Origin of the sequence: Pseudomonas sp. RIT778, from assembly GCF_019718735.1 — a bacterium.
GTDB lineage: Bacteria > Pseudomonadota > Gammaproteobacteria > Pseudomonadales > Pseudomonadaceae > Aquipseudomonas > Aquipseudomonas aphyarum.
Genome location: NZ_JAIHBA010000019.1, coordinates 64,693 through 78,697 on the forward strand (window position 1 = coordinate 64,693; position 14,005 = coordinate 78,697).

At 60.5% G+C, this 14,005-nt stretch carries 13 protein-coding genes; 5 read left to right on the top strand and 8 right to left on the bottom strand.

Annotated features, from left to right (window positions below; all coding sequences use genetic code 11):
• Positions 1–112 precede the first annotated feature (112 nt).
• From K5E37_RS14390 to K5E37_RS14405, 4 genes are all read right to left on the bottom strand, one after another.
• Positions 113–733 carry a C40 family peptidase gene (locus K5E37_RS14390; RefSeq protein WP_007950397.1) on the bottom strand — a complete coding sequence of 207 codons (621 nt, stop codon included), beginning with the start codon at positions 731–733 and terminating at the stop codon, positions 113–115.
• A 215-nt stretch (positions 734–948) separates the two neighbouring features.
• On the bottom strand, positions 949–1,653 hold the full coding sequence (gene hda, locus K5E37_RS14395; RefSeq protein ID WP_007950396.1) for a DnaA regulatory inactivator Hda: 705 nt from the start codon (positions 1,651–1,653) through the stop codon (positions 949–951).
• Positions 1,654–1,863: 210 nt separating this feature from the next.
• Positions 1,864–2,937, bottom strand: a complete 1,074-nt coding sequence (locus K5E37_RS14400) for an AI-2E family transporter (RefSeq protein ID WP_007950395.1) — start codon at positions 2,935–2,937, stop codon at positions 1,864–1,866.
• Between the two features lie 35 nt (positions 2,938–2,972).
• Positions 2,973–4,031, bottom strand: a complete 1,059-nt coding sequence (locus K5E37_RS14405; protein WP_085608846.1) for a DUF2066 domain-containing protein — start codon at positions 4,029–4,031, stop codon at positions 2,973–2,975.
• Between the two features lie 375 nt (positions 4,032–4,406).
• Between K5E37_RS14405 and purM the strand changes: the two genes are divergently transcribed.
• The 3 genes from purM to K5E37_RS14420 are packed head-to-tail and all read left to right on the top strand — an operon-like array spanning position 4,407 to position 6,837.
• Positions 4,407–5,465 (top strand): phosphoribosylformylglycinamidine cyclo-ligase, encoded by a 1,059-nt coding sequence (gene purM / locus K5E37_RS14410; protein WP_007950393.1) that lies wholly within the window; start codon positions 4,407–4,409, stop codon positions 5,463–5,465.
• Complete coding sequence (gene purN, locus K5E37_RS14415; RefSeq protein WP_221534193.1) at positions 5,465–6,115, top strand: phosphoribosylglycinamide formyltransferase; 651 nt, start codon at positions 5,465–5,467, stop codon at positions 6,113–6,115. Before purM ends, purN begins: the two co-directional genes overlap by 1 nt.
• 8 nt (positions 6,116–6,123) lie before the next feature.
• Positions 6,124–6,837 carry a DUF3108 domain-containing protein gene (locus K5E37_RS14420; RefSeq protein ID WP_007950391.1) on the top strand — a complete coding sequence of 238 codons (714 nt, stop codon included), beginning with the start codon at positions 6,124–6,126 and terminating at the stop codon, positions 6,835–6,837.
• 61 nt (positions 6,838–6,898) lie between these two features.
• On the opposite strand, the gene K5E37_RS14425 is transcribed toward K5E37_RS14420, so the two are convergent.
• Both K5E37_RS14425 and K5E37_RS14430 read right to left on the bottom strand, forming a co-directional pair.
• A complete protein-coding gene (locus K5E37_RS14425; RefSeq protein ID WP_221534194.1) occupies positions 6,899–8,524 on the bottom strand; it encodes a methyl-accepting chemotaxis protein in 1,626 nt (541 codons plus the stop codon).
• Positions 8,525–8,654: 130 nt separating this feature from the next.
• On the bottom strand, positions 8,655–9,710 hold the full coding sequence (locus tag K5E37_RS14430; RefSeq protein ID WP_260404192.1) for an amidohydrolase: 1,056 nt from the start codon (positions 9,708–9,710) through the stop codon (positions 8,655–8,657).
• A gap of 128 nt (positions 9,711–9,838) precedes the next feature.
• Here K5E37_RS14430 and K5E37_RS14435 point away from each other — a divergent pair, with 128 nt between their 5' ends.
• Both K5E37_RS14435 and K5E37_RS14440 read left to right on the top strand, forming a co-directional pair.
• On the top strand, positions 9,839–10,255 hold the full coding sequence (locus K5E37_RS14435) for an OsmC family protein (RefSeq protein ID WP_007959010.1): 417 nt from the start codon (positions 9,839–9,841) through the stop codon (positions 10,253–10,255).
• Between the two features lie 61 nt (positions 10,256–10,316).
• Positions 10,317–11,207 carry a pirin family protein gene (locus tag K5E37_RS14440; protein ID WP_221534196.1) on the top strand — a complete coding sequence of 297 codons (891 nt, stop codon included), beginning with the start codon at positions 10,317–10,319 and terminating at the stop codon, positions 11,205–11,207.
• Positions 11,208–11,249: 42 nt separating this feature from the next.
• Here K5E37_RS14440 and K5E37_RS14445 read toward each other — a convergent pair whose 3' ends face one another.
• A complete protein-coding gene (locus tag K5E37_RS14445; RefSeq protein ID WP_074687562.1) occupies positions 11,250–11,978 on the bottom strand; it encodes a dienelactone hydrolase family protein in 729 nt (242 codons plus the stop codon).
• Between the two features lie 68 nt (positions 11,979–12,046).
• Positions 12,047–13,951: a molecular chaperone HtpG gene (gene htpG / locus K5E37_RS14450; RefSeq protein WP_221534197.1), complete on the bottom strand. Its 1,905-nt coding sequence runs from the start codon at positions 13,949–13,951 to the stop codon at positions 12,047–12,049.
• Between the last annotated feature and the right edge of the window lie 54 nt (positions 13,952–14,005).

The following is a 14,005-nucleotide window of genomic DNA, read 5'->3' on the forward strand; positions in this document are numbered from 1 at the left end:
CTAGCGGCTACGCGGCAAACTTCAAGTAAGACTTTAACTTCACCTTGTAAAGTTTAAGTCTATTGCCTCTGAAGGGCCGCTTGTCGCCACGAGCGTGGCGACAAAAGCGTGATTACTTGCGAGCGGTAACCACGGTTGGAGCGTTCGCCAAAGCGCGTTTGGCTTCGATGAAAGTCTTGCTCCAGTAGCTGTCGCCCAGGCTGTCGATGCGAACACCGCCGCTGCGACGAGAGCTGGAATGGATGAACTGGTTGTCGCCCAGGTAGATCCCGGCGTGGCTTACACGACCGCGACGACCATTGGTGGCGAAGAACAGCAGGTCGCCCGGCTCGAGGTTGCTGCGCGAAACCAGCGGCGCATCAACGTTGATCATTTCGCGGGTGGAGCGCGGCAGGTTCATGCCGGCTTCTTCGCGGAACAGGTAGCCGATGAAACCGCTGCAATCGAAACCGGCTTCAGAGGTACCGCCGAAACGGTAACGGGTACCGATCAGGGACATGCCGCGTTCGAGGATGCTGTCGGCCAGAACCGGAAGCTGGTAAGGCTTCTTGCCGTTGAAGTCGGCGAGTTCTTTTTCGGTGTCCAGCTCTTCCTGGTAAATAACGGAAGACTGGGCGGTGGCAGAATTTTTAGCCTGTTGTTGCTGCTCTTGATTAACAGGTGAATGAGCAGCGCAACCGAACAACAGGGTGACGAGTGCGAGAGGCACGAGGGGTGCGAAGCGCTTTAGCATGGGCACGACCGTGGCTGATAGTTGTAAAGAAGCCGAGACTATGCCCGCTATCAGCCTCATTTGCAAATTCAATCGATCTTTTTGTGACTTCTCGGTTTCTCGTTAACATCTAAGCGCTTAAGCCTATTTGAATCGAGACGCGGCCTGTGCAACCCACAGGAAAGCGGGTTTTCTGGCGCCTGAAATATGCCGAAACCGGCTGAAAGCCCCCGGTTTTACCAGCCCAGAGTTTCTTTCAGGAAAGGAATGGTCAGCTTGCGCTGAGCCTGCAAAGAGGCCTGATCGAGCTGCTCCAGCAGATCGAAAAGCGCGCTCATGCTGCGAGTACCGCGAGTCAAAATAAAATGCCCGACTTCGTCGGTCAGGTGCAGACCACGACGAGATGCACGCAATTGCAGGGCACGCAATTTGTCTTCATCGGAGAGAGGACGCATCTGGAAGATCAGCGCCAGGGTCAGGCGCGATTTCAGGTCGGCGAGTTTGATCGGCAGTTCACGCGGCGAAGTGGACGCCGCAATCAGCAGACGCCGGCCGCTGTCACGCAGACGGTTGAACAGATGAAACATCGCTTCTTCCCAGTCCGCCTTGCCGGCAATCACCTGCAAGTCGTCCAGACAGACCAGTTCGTACTGTTCGAGGTTGTCGAGGATTTCGATGCCGCGATCCATCAACTCGGCCAGCGGCAGGTACACCGCCGGCTCCCCCATCTGTTCGAAGCGCAGGCACGCGGCCTGCAACAGATGCGTACGCCCTACCCCGTGCTTGCCCCACAGATAGATCAGGCTTTCGGTCCAGCCGGCGTCGGCTTCGCATAGACGCTCGACATAGCCGAGTGCAGCGGCATTGGCGCCTGGGTAGTAGTTGATGAAGGTGGCGTCGTCACGCAGACGCACACCTAGGGGCAGCTGAATCGGTTTCATGCTGACTGAACAGTTCCCAAGGAACCGTTAGTGGCCTCTGTGTAAAGTGAGCGAAGTTTATACCCGTGAAGCGGAGCGCACAATGCGACAGACCCCAAGCAAAATCAAAGGTTTGCGTTAACGTGCTGGTTTTATGACAGTTTCTTTGGCGCCATGGCCTGCATGAGACGGGCCAACCCGGCAATCCACCGGGCAGCCCGCGCGTCACGATTACAACTCCGGCTCATCCACCCCGCTATAGATGTCGGAATCCTTGTACAGATCATGGACATGCCGCACCAACACCATGATCACCGCCGCCACCGGCAACGCCAGCAGCACACCGGTGAAGCCGAACAGCTCGCCACCGGCCAGAATCGCGAAGATCACCGCCACCGGGTGCAGACCGATCCGGTCCCCCACCAGCAACGGCGTCAGCACCATGCCTTCCAGGGCCTGGCCGACCATGAACACCGCGACGATCCCGATCATCGGATACAAATCGCCACCGAACTGGAACAACCCGGCAATCAACGCCGCACCGATGCCGATCACGAACCCCATGTACGGCACAATCGCCGCCAGCCCTGCGATCAGACCGATCAACAGGCCTAGCTCCAGCCCGACAATCATCAGGCCGGCCGCGTAAATCACACCCAACGCCAGCATCACCAGCAACTGCCCGCGCACGAACGCGCCCAGCACTTCATGGCACTCACCCGCCAGCGCCACCACGCGCTCTTCGCGATCACGCGGCAACAGGCCACGGATCTTGGCCATCATCACGTCCCAGTCGCGCAGCAGGTAAAAGCTCACCACCGGGATCAGCACCAGATTCGCCAGCCAGCCGATCAGCGCCAGGCTCGAAGCCGTCGCCTGACTCAGCACCACACCGACGATGTCGGTGGTCTGGCCCATGTGTTCGCTGATCGCGGCCTTGACCTTGTCGAACTTCCAGAAGCCGTCCGACAGTCCCAGCTTCGATTGCGCCCATGGCACGGCGGTGTGCTGCAACCAGTCGAGCATTTGCGGCGCCAGTTCGTAGAGCCGCAGCAATTGCTTGGCGAGCATCGGCACCAGTACCAGCAACAGCGCGGTGACGATCAGGGTGAACAAGGCGAACACCGTGATCACACCCCAAGTGCGCGACAACCCCAGGCGCTCCAGACGATCAACAAGCGGATCGAACAGATACGCGAGCAGCAGCGCCACCAGAAACGGCGTGAGGATCGGATGCAGCAACCAGACAAACGCGCAGAGCAGGAGCACCCCACCGAGCCAGAACCAACGCCGCGTATCGGCCATGTAACACTCCATTGCTTATATATAAGAAAGAAAACCTACCAGCGGAACCGCAACGACGGCGCCACCGGTGTCGGCGTCGGCGCAGCAACTGGCGGCGCCCCGGCGACCGCAGGCTGAGGCGCAGCGACCGGAACCGGCGCCTCGGCCGGCAGCTCCTGCAGCTTCGCCAGCGACAATTGCGCCCGCAACTGATCAGCGCTGCCGTTGACCCGATACAGGATGCGATCGGCATCGACACTCTGCAGACGCACGCCGAACGGTTCGAGTAACCGCAGCAGCGCCGCGTAGTGCTCCAGATTCATGCCCTGCACTTCCAGGGTCTGCTGGCCGGACGCGCCCGGCTTGGCCACAAAGCGTGGCGCCAGGCGTTCAGTGACCGCCAGCATCACCGCATCGGCCACGGCGGCCTGATCCGCGCCCTGCACGTTGCCCGCCTCTTTTTTATCGCCCAGCCACAATTGCCATTTGGCCTGCCATTGCCCGCCGTCTTCGCGGGCATGCACGGCGAGCAAGGCGTCAGCGTTGTAGCGTTCGGAAGCATTGCGCAAGGGCGCCGGGTCGGCACCCTCGATCGCCGGCGCCGTGGCGACCAATTGCTCGCTCAAGTCCGCCAGCGGCAGGCGCAACGGCAAACCACGGTGCTGGGCCGCACGACGCAAAGGCGCGGCGCTGGCCTGACCGTCGCCCACCAGACTCGCCCCCTCGGTCGAATCATTCAGCCACCAGCTCAGGATCGAGGGCCGATTGGCACCCCACAGCGCCAGCCCGGCGCGGCGTAACGCCTGCTCGGTGGTTCCTGGGTCGAAATCGACTTTCAGCACTTCCGGCGGCCCCGCATCGAAACCGAACTGACTGATGATCTGCTGCGGATCCTTGCGAACCGGCGCCAGCCCCGGGTTCTGCGGGGCTTTCGGGTCGCCGGTCAGGCGCAGCACCAGCGTATCCAGCGCAGCCTGGGTCGCGCGATCGCGCTCCTCCGGCGACTGACCCGTGACCGGTTCGCGCACCTGATAAAGACCTTTGAGATTTTCGGCCTGGCTCGCCAGGCTGATCAGAGACAAGCCACCTACTAACAGCCATTTACAAAAACGCATGGAGAATTCCCGTCGACAAGAGCGGCTGGAACAGGCCGCGTGTACAGTTGTGGCAAGCCTGTGACCACAGGCCGTCGCAAAACATTCACACGCGGTCGGTAAGTTTTTGCACAGTCCTAACGATAGACGGTTCCTTATACAGGCACCCGTGATGTCATCCACAGCGTCAATTGCAAAATTTTTCCATCGATATGCCCCTGCCCGTCGGCGTGAGGATGGCCGCTGCCCCTCAAGCCTGATAAAATCGCGCGCCTTCGCAGACCGGCAACAGCCGGGCACCCCGAACTTCGCGTGAGGCAATCGCCCCTGTCGGATTCGGCGCTCCCGCTGAACTCGGTCGTTACCCCTGAATCCCCTCCCCTAAAGGCCTGGATCATGAGCAAGCAACCCTCCCTGAGCTACAAGGACGCCGGTGTAGACATCGACGCCGGTGAAGCATTGGTCGAACGCATCAAGAGCGTCGCCAAGCGCACTGCGCGCCCGGAAGTCATGGGCGGCCTGGGCGGTTTCGGCGCCCTCTGCGAGATCCCGGCCGGTTACAAACAGCCGGTGCTGGTTTCCGGTACTGACGGCGTCGGCACCAAGCTGCGCCTGGCGCTGAACCTGAACAAGCACGACAGCATCGGCCAGGATCTGGTCGCCATGTGCGTCAACGATCTGGTGGTGTGTGGCGCAGAGCCGCTGTTCTTCCTCGACTACTACGCCACCGGCAAACTGAACGTCGACGTAGCGGCCACCGTGGTTACCGGTATCGGTGCAGGCTGCGAACTGGCTGGCTGCTCGCTGGTCGGCGGCGAAACCGCTGAAATGCCTGGCATGTACGAAGGCGAAGACTACGACCTGGCCGGCTTCTGCGTCGGCGTCGTGGAAAAAGCCGAAATCATCGACGGCTCGAAAGTTGCCACCGGTGACGCCCTGATCGCCCTGCCATCGTCCGGCCCGCACTCCAACGGCTACTCGCTGATCCGCAAGATCATCGAAGTGTCCGGTGCCGACATCGAAACCGTTCAGCTCGACGGCAAGCCGCTGACCGAACTGCTGATGGCCCCGACCCGCATCTACGTGAAGCCGCTGCTCAAGCTGATCAAGGACACCGGCGCCGTCAAGGCCATGGCCCACATCACCGGTGGCGGCCTGCTCGACAACATCCCGCGCGTTCTGCCAAAAGGCGCTCAGGCCGTGGTTGACGTGGCCAGCTGGAACCGCCCGGCCGTCTTCGACTGGCTGCAAGAGAAAGGCAACGTCGACGAAACCGAAATGCACCGCGTGCTGAACTGCGGCGTGGGCATGGTGATCTGCGTGGCTCAGGAGCACGTTGAAGTGGCCCTGAACACCCTGCGTGACGCCGGCGAGCAGCCTTGGGTCATCGGTCAGATCGCTGTCGCTGCCGAAGGCGCGGCCCAGGTCGAACTGAAGAACCTCAAGGCTCACTGATGCCAAACACCTGTGATGTCGTGGTGCTGTTGTCCGGCACCGGCAGTAACTTGCAGGCCCTGATCGACAGCACGCGGACCGGCGACAGCCCGGTCCGCATCGCTGCGGTGATTTCCAACCGCGCCGACGCCTACGGCCTGCAACGCGCCAGTGACGCGGGTATCGCCACCCGCTCGCTGGATCACAAGGGATTCGAGGGCCGCGAGGCCTTCGATACCGCTCTGATCGAACTGATCGACGAATTCAACCCCAAACTCGTGGTACTGGCCGGCTTCATGCGCATTCTCAGCGCTGACTTCGTCCGTCACTACCATGGTCGCCTGCTCAACATCCACCCGTCGCTGCTACCCAAATACAAAGGGTTACACACGCATCAGCGCGCGCTGGAAGCCGGCGACGCCGAACACGGCTGCTCCGTGCACTTCGTCACCGAGGAACTCGATGGCGGACCACTGGTCGTACAGGCAGTAATACCGGTAGAGTTGCACGATTCGCCGCAAAGTCTGGCGCAACGGGTTCACGTTCAGGAACACCTGATCTACCCGATGGCCGTACGCTGGTTCGCCGAAGGACGGCTGAGCCTCGGCGAGCAAGGTGCTTTACTGGATGGCCAGCTACTCGGGGCCAGCGGTCACTTGATTCGAAACTAGGAGATTTTATGCGTCGCGCCCTGCTCTTCGCTTGCGCTCTGCTCGCCCTGCCTTTTGCCCAGGCGGCAGACCTTCAACCGTTCTCCGCCAGCTACACCGCCGACTGGAAGCAGTTGCCCATGAGCGGCACTGCCGAACGCAGCCTGACCAAACAGGCCAACGGCGTCTGGAAGCTCAGCTTCAAGGCTTCGATGATGATTGCCAGCCTGTCCGAGGAAAGCACCCTGACCCTGGACAAGGACACCCTGCTGCCACAGTCCTACCACTTCGAACGCGGTGGTCTGGGCAAAGCGAAGAAGGCTGATCTGGACTTCGACTGGGCCAACAAGCTGGTGACCGGCACCGACCGCGGCGACGCGGTGAAAATCCCGCTCAACCGCGGCATGGTCGACAAATCCACCTATCAACTGGCGCTGCAGCATGACGTGGCCGCCGGCAAGAAAAGCATGAGCTATCAGGTGGTCGATGATGGTGAAGTCGATACTTACGACTTCCGCGTGCTGGGTTCGGAGAAAGTCGAAACCAAGGCCGGCCAGATCGATGCGATCAAGGTCGAGCGCGTCCGCGATCCGACACAAAGCAAGCGCATCACCGTCCTGTGGTTCGCCAAGGACTGGGATTACCTGCTGGTTCGCCTGCAACAGGTCGAAACCGACGGCAAGGAGTACAACATCATGCTCCTCGACGGCACGGTCAACGGCAAGACGGTCAAAGGCAGCTGATCCGACGCAAAATCAAAAAGCCCCGCAAACGCGGGGCTTTTTTTCGCCTGTCGAACGCTGATCAGACCGAGAACTTGGCGACCATGCTGTTCAGGTCCACCGCCAGCCGCGACAGCTCCTGACTCGCGGCACTGGTCTGATTGGCCCCGGCAGACGTCTGCATCGCCAGGTCACGGATGTTCATCAGGTTGCGATCCACTTCCCGCGCCACGGCCGCCTGCTCTTCCGACGCACTGGCAATCACCAGATTGCGCTCGTTGATCAAGGTGAATGCCGAAGCAATTTCCTCCAGCGCCACGCCAGCGGCTTTCGCCAGCTCCAGGGTCGAGCGCGCCCGGACGTTGCTCTGCTGCATCGAGCTGACCGCCGAATCGGTGCCTTGCTGAATGCCGCCGATCATCTGTTCGATTTCCTGAGTCGACTGCTGAGTGCGATGGGCCAGCGCCCGCACTTCGTCCGCCACCACCGCAAAACCCCGTCCGGCATCACCCGCCCGGGCAGCCTCGATTGCCGCGTTCAACGCCAACAGATTGGTCTGCTCGGCAATCGAGCGGATCACATCCAGCACTTTGCTGATGCTGTAGACCTTCTGCGCCAGTTCCTCCACCTGCGTGGCATTCGCCGTGACATCGTCCGCCAGCAACTCGATCGACGATACGGTCTGCTGCACCTGCTCGCGGCCATGCTGGGCAATGCGATCAGACTCACGGGAAGCCTCGGAAGTCGCGACGGCATTGCTCGCCACCTCTTCCACGGCGGCGGTCATCTGATTGACCGCCGTGGCGGCTTGTTCAATTTCCAGACTCTGCTGGTGCAGCCCTCGCGTCGCATCTTCGGTGACGCAGCTTAGCTCCTCCGAGGCCGAGGCCAGTTGACTGGAGGACTCCGAGATTCGGCGGATGGTGTCGCGCAGGTTGTGCTGCATGCTCTTGAGCGCGTGCAGCAACCGCGCCGGTTCGTCTTTGCCGGAAATGCTGATATCCCCCGTCAGATCGCCACCGGCCACCACTTCCGCCACATTGAGCGATTGCGACAGCGGCAGCACGATGCTGCGGGTCAGCAACAACGCTAGGGCGATGGTAATCAGCGCGGTGATGCCGATCATCACACCGACCCAGACCCGGGAATTGGTGAACACCAGCCGTGCAGCCTCAGTGGCGAGGTTGGCGTTGTGCTTGTTCAGCTCGACCAGCTCACGCAGGCTCACCGCAATTTCATCCGCCAACGGACTCATCTGTCCGTTGAGAATGGCGGCGGCCTCTTCCACTCGTCCCTGAGCAGATAACGTCATCACCTGCGCCTGAAGCTCCAGGTACTTGTGTTCGGCAACCTTGAAGCGGTCGAACAGCGCGCGCTCTTCGGGCAATACGATCAGGATGTCGTAACGCTGCTGGGCTTCGCTCAGCACACCGCGCAAATCATTGAGCTTGGCGACATTCTGATCCAGCGCCTGCGGATCGCGATTGAGCAACAGGCGCATGGTCAGCGCACGCAAGCGCAACATGTCCTGGCTCATCTCGCCCACCGCCATCACGCTGGGTAGCCAGTTGTTGTCGACCTCGTCGGACTGCGCTCGCATGTTCGACATCTGCAGCAGGGCGAACGCGCCAAGGGCAAACACCATCAGCGCCAGCACGCCAAAACCCAGCCCGGCCCGGGGCGCAATATTGAGACTACGGATACTCATTGCTCTGGTTCCTTCCAAAAGCGCTGCATCAACCCTGCAGCTGGTTGCTCTAGAAGGTATCGGCCCTTTGGAAAATTGCGTAAGATCAAAACGTGATATCAAAAGGCCTCGATACTTCGAACCTGGCGCATTAACGATTCAGCGCGGGTTTGCCGGACTTGAGCGCTGTTCGCGGCAAGATCGCCAGGAAGTTGTCCCGTGCGACTTTTTTCGCGACTGCCTCAGGCAACGCGTCGAGAAACGGCTGGAAGCCATGGATTTCCTTGCCGAGTTTGTTGAACCGCCCGACCACGTCCGAACCGATCATGAAGCGATCCGGATAGCGCTCCACCAAATGCACCCATTCCGCTCGCGGTTGACCTTTTTCGTCCAGCAGATAAGGCGTCAGCAGGCTCCACGACAGATCAATGAACAGGTTCGGGTACGCCTCCAGCATTCGCGTCAGGGTCGGCAGCAGAAAATCCAGTTGCGTCTGATGACGATGGATTTCGGCACTGGTGCCGGCATGCGCCCAGATAAACCGGGTGTGCGGATGATTACGCAGCGGCTCTTCGATTTCCTTCAGGTACAGCGGATTCTTCTCACGCTTGGAGGTGATGTTGGAATGCAGCATCACCGGCAAATCGTTTTCGGCGGCCAGGTGATAGATGCGGGTCATGGCCTCGTTGTTGGCGCGTGGCGTGTCGCCGGAGGTCAGTGCGGTGAGGTCGTCGTGACGGGTGAAGACCTCGCCGATGCCCTGCCACAAGCCGGGATACAGATCGAGCATGCGCTGGATGTGCGCGGCAGAGTTCTTGTCGTTGGGGTTGAAGCCTGAAAGAAACGGGTGAAAGTACTGGCGTTGCTCAGGTGTCAGTTTCTGCACCGCGTCGGCGACGATCACGTCAGTCGCGCTGTACCAATAGGCATCGGCATCATCGCCAGCGTAATAGCGCGGGCGCTTCGGCTCGTCTTCATGCCATTTCTTCGCCACGGGTATGCCGGAAATCATCACGTGCTCGATGGAATTTTCCTTCATGGCCGTCAGCAATTTCGGCATGCCGGCGGTTTCCTGGAAAAAATCCACGTAATGCAGGTGCGCGTCACTGTAGGTGTAATCCCGGGCACTGGCGGCGCCGGTGAAAACCATCAGGCAGGCAAGACTCAAACGAAACACGGACACAAGCATTCTCCGGCAGACAGGCATAGCCTAGACCCTCGCCGGGCAACGAGGGTTCACCCGGCAAGAAAGTGGAACGCGCCTGTGTGGGAATGCTCTATACCTGCAAGGTCTTTTTTGATCGAATCCCTTTTCCTACAGCTTGCGAGGTTCACATGACCGTTACCGTCAATACCGTGTCCGCCGAAGGTTTTCGCCACACCGTACAGATCGATGAGCATGAGCTGTTTGCCGATGTCCCGACCACTGCCGGCGGCGAAGGCTCGGCTCCGGAGCCGCACGATTACTTCGACGCCGCTCTCGGCGCCTGCAAGGCTCTGACCCTGAAGCTGTACGCGAAGAAAAAGGACATCCCGCTGACCGGCGTCGGCGTTGAGGTCAAACGCGACAACAGTCAGGAACAGAAAGGCAAATACGCCCTGCACGTGACCCTCACCCTCAAAGGCGTGCTCACCGATGCCCAGCGCGAAGAACTGCTGCGCGTCGCCGATCGCTGCCCGATCCACAAGCTGATGACCACCAGCGAAGTCACCATCGAAACCCACGCGCCAGTCGGCTTCGACAGCCAGTAATCACCCCGACGACACCGGCGGGTTATGCTCCACGCATCACCCGCCAAGCCTGGAATGGAACATGGACACCCAACCCCTGATCATCCGCCCGCGCGCCGAAGACGTCGAAGGCCAGCCGATTCTGCGCCCGCTGCCGTCAGCCAAATGCCGCAGCGTCGGACCTTTCGTGTTTTTCGACCACATGCTCGAAACGGTTTATCCGGCGGGCAAAGGCATGAACATCCGACAGCACCCGCACATCGGTCTGTCGACCCTCACGTATTTGTTCGACGGGCAGATCCAGCACAAGGACAGCCTGGGCTCGGATCAGGTGGTCAGCGCCGGCGATGTCAGCTGGATGACAGCCGGCACGGCGATCGCTCACGTCGAGCGCACGCCCGAACCGCTATGGGAACAAAGCTTCAAGATGCACGGCCTGCAAATCTGGCTCGCCTCGCCCAAGGATCACGAACAAGGCCCGGGGCATTACAGCCATCACCCGGCCTCGACCTTGCCGGTCAGCGATAACCTCGGCGTGCAGATCCGCATGATCGCCGGGTCAGGCTTTTGCCTGGAATCGCCGGTGCCGGTGCTTTCTCCTACGCTGTACGCCGAATTGAAGATGCAAACCGCGACCACACTACTGATCCCGACCGAGCATGAAGAACGGGCGCTGTACGTGTTGAGTGGTGATGTGCAGCTTAATGGCGAAGCGGTCGAACCCCATGCACTGGTGGTGTTGCCGGCCGGGGAAGAGATGAGCCTGTTTGCCGAGAGCGATAGCCACGCGGTGCTGTTCGGTGGTGCGCCACTGGACGGGCCACGGCGGATCAACTGGAATTTTGTCGCGAGCGATCCGGCGGCGATCGATGAGGCGCGGCGCAAGTGGGCGGCCGGGGATTGGCCGACGGTGCCGGGGGAAGTCGAGCGGATCGAGCTGCCTAAATCGCGCAGCGAGCCGACACCGCTGTAAACCAGCACTCCCACGCCAGGCGTGGGAGTGCGTTCAGCCGATTCAGCCCTTGAACACTTCTTCCAGCAAGTCATGCATCGACTTGAACGCCCGCGCTGCGGTCTTCGCGTCGTACATCATCTTGCCCGGCACATTCGCGTGCGGATCGGTGAACGAGTGCACCGCGCCGCCGTAGCTCAGCAACTGCCAGTCCACGCCAGCCGCATTCATCTCGTCCTCGAATGCCGGCAACTGCTCTTTCGGCACCAGCGGGTCGGAAGCACCGTGCAACACCAGTACCGAGCCCTTGATGTTCTTCGCGTCCGCCGGGTTCGGCGAATCCAGCGTGCCGTGGAACGACACTGCCGCTTTCACCGGCGCACCGGTGCGCGCCAGATCCAGCGCACAGCAGCCGCCGAAGCAGAAACCGAACACCGCCAGTTTCGAGGTATCGACCGCCGCCTCGCCCTGCTTCTGCAATTGTTCGAACGCGGCCTGCATACGCTTGCGCAGCAGCGCGCGGTCATTCTTCAGCGGCATCATTGCCGCACCGGCCTGATCGGCATTCTGCGGACGCACGGCCTGGCCGTACACGTCAGCGATCAGCACCACATAACCCTTGGCCGCCACCGATTTGGCGATCTCTTCAGCGCCAGCGCTGACACCCATCCAGTTCGGCGCCATCAACAGACCCGGACGCGCGCCTTTGTGCTCGGCGTCGAACGCCAGGCGACCTTCATAAGGCTGGCCGTCAATCTGATAGACCACGGAACGTACAGTGACTTGGCTCATTTCTGACTCCTGATTGGTTGAACACCAGAATGAAAAAACCCGCCGAAGCGGGTTTTTCTACAGTTTGATCAAGCGGACAGCTCGACCAGCAGCTTGTTCAGGCGGCTCACGTAAGCGGCCGGGTCTTTCAAGCTGTCGCCAGCCGCCAGCGCGGCCTGGTCGAAGAGGATGTGCGACAGGTCGCCAAAACGCTCTTCGCTGGTTTCGTTGTCGAGCTTCGCGATCAGCGGGTGGCTCGGGTTGAATTCGAAGATCGGCTTCGAATCCGGCACCTTCTGCCCGCTGGCCTCGAGGATCTGACGCATTTGCAGACCCAGGTCCTGCTCGCCGATGGCCAGAATGGCCGGCGAATCCGTCAGGCGATGGGAAACCCGGACTTCGGCAACGGAGTCGCCCAGTGCGGTTTTTAGACGCTCGACCAGACCTTCTTTCGACTTGGCGACTTCTTCTGCGGCCTTCTTGTCCTCTTCCGAGTCCAGGTTGCCCAGATCCAGGTCACCGCGCGCGACGTCGACAAAGCTCTTGCCGTCGAACTCGCTGAGGTAGCTCATCAGCCACTCGTCGATACGGTCGGTCAACAGCAGCACTTCGATGCCTTTCTTGCGGAAGACTTCCAGGTGCGGGCTGTTCTTGACCTGCGCGTAGGTTTCGCCGGTGAGGTAGTAGATCTTGTCCTGACCTTCCTTGGCGCGCGCCAGGTACTCGGCCAGACCGACGATCTGCTCGCCATCGGTGCCGTTGGTCGATGCGAAACGCAGCAGACCGGCAATTTTTTCCTTGTTGGCGAAATCTTCTGCCGGGCCTTCTTTCATGACCTGACCGAAGTTTTTCCAGAAGCCCTTGTATTGCTCAGGCTCGTTCTTCGCCAGTTTTTCCAGCATGTCCAGCACGCGCTTGGTCAGCGCCGACTTCATCGAGTCGATGATCGGGTCTTTCTGCAGGATTTCCCGCGACACGTTCAGCGACAGGTCGTTGGAGTCGACCACGCCCTTGATGAAGCGCAGGTAAAGCGGCAGGAACGACTCGGCCTGATCCATCACGAACACGCGCTGCACGTACAGCTTCAGGCCTTTTGGCGCTTCACGCTGGTACAGATCGAACGGTGCGCGGGCCGGCACGTACAGCAGCGAGCTGTACTCGAGCTTGCCTTCGACCTTGTTGTGGCTCCACGACAGCGGGTTTTCGAAGTCGTGAGCGATGTGTTTGTAGAACTCCTGGTATTCCTCGTCCTTCACTTCAGTGCGGGGACGGGTCCACAGGGCGCTGGCGCGGTTGACGGTTTCCCACTCGGCTTCTGGCTTCTCTTCGCCTTCGGCAACGGCCACTTCTTTCGGCAGCTCGATCGGCAGCGCGATGTGGTCGGAGTACTTCTTGATGATGTTGCGCAGACGCCAGCCATCGGCGAACTCGTCTTCACCGGATTTCAGGTGCAGGACGATGCGAGTGCCGCGCTCCGGCTTGTCGATGGTGGCGACTTCGAATTCGCCCTCGCCTTTCGACGACCAGTGCACGCCTTCGCTGGCGGCGGTGCCGGCGCGACGGCTGTACACGTCAACTTTGTCAGCGACGATGAAGGCCGAGTAGAAGCCCACACCGAACTGGCCGATCAGGTGCGAATCCTTCTTCTGATCGCCGGACAGGTTTTTCATGAAATCGGCGGTGCCGGATTTGGCGATGGTCCCCAGGTGGGTGATCACATCGTCGCGGTTCATGCCGATGCCGTTGTCTTCGAGGGTGACGGTCTTGGCGTCCTTGTCGAAGCTCACACGGATTTTCAGTTCAGCGCCACCTTCGAGCAACTCAGGCTTGGCCAGGGCTTCGAAGCGCAATTTGTCGACAGCGTCAGAGGCGTTCGAGATCAATTCGCGAAGGAAGATTTCCTTGTTGGAATACAGCGAATGGATCATGAGGTGCAGCAGTTGCTTCACCTCGGTCTGGAAGCCCAGGGTTTCCTTTTGAGTTTCCACACTCATGGTCATCAAACTCCAATCAGATGGCATTGGCCGCGACCTTGCTGGTCGGCGGCG

Coding starts and splice junctions, on each gene's coding strand:
- K5E37_RS14420 (WP_007950391.1), top strand. CDS start 6,124: ATGCGTCGCGCCCTGCTCTTCGCTTGCGCTCTGCTCGCCCTGCCTTTT.
- K5E37_RS14440 (WP_221534196.1), top strand. CDS start 10,317: ATGGACACCCAACCCCTGATCATCCGCCCGCGCGCCGAAGACGTCGAA.
- K5E37_RS14390 (WP_007950397.1), bottom strand. CDS start 733: ATGCTAAAGCGCTTCGCACCCCTCGTGCCTCTCGCACTCGTCACCCTG.
- K5E37_RS14400 (WP_007950395.1), bottom strand. CDS start 2,937: ATGGCCGATACGCGGCGTTGGTTCTGGCTCGGTGGGGTGCTCCTGCTC.
- purM (WP_007950393.1), top strand. CDS start 4,407: ATGAGCAAGCAACCCTCCCTGAGCTACAAGGACGCCGGTGTAGACATC.
- K5E37_RS14435 (WP_007959010.1), top strand. CDS start 9,839: ATGACCGTTACCGTCAATACCGTGTCCGCCGAAGGTTTTCGCCACACC.
- htpG (WP_221534197.1), bottom strand. CDS start 13,951: ATGAGTGTGGAAACTCAAAAGGAAACCCTGGGCTTCCAGACCGAGGTG.
- K5E37_RS14430 (WP_260404192.1), bottom strand. CDS start 9,710: ATGCCTGTCTGCCGGAGAATGCTTGTGTCCGTGTTTCGTTTGAGTCTT.
- K5E37_RS14405 (WP_085608846.1), bottom strand. CDS start 4,031: ATGCGTTTTTGTAAATGGCTGTTAGTAGGTGGCTTGTCTCTGATCAGC.
- purN (WP_221534193.1), top strand. CDS start 5,465: ATGCCAAACACCTGTGATGTCGTGGTGCTGTTGTCCGGCACCGGCAGT.
- K5E37_RS14425 (WP_221534194.1), bottom strand. CDS start 8,524: ATGAGTATCCGTAGTCTCAATATTGCGCCCCGGGCCGGGCTGGGTTTT.
- hda (WP_007950396.1), bottom strand. CDS start 1,653: ATGAAACCGATTCAGCTGCCCCTAGGTGTGCGTCTGCGTGACGACGCC.
- K5E37_RS14445 (WP_074687562.1), bottom strand. CDS start 11,978: ATGAGCCAAGTCACTGTACGTTCCGTGGTCTATCAGATTGACGGCCAG.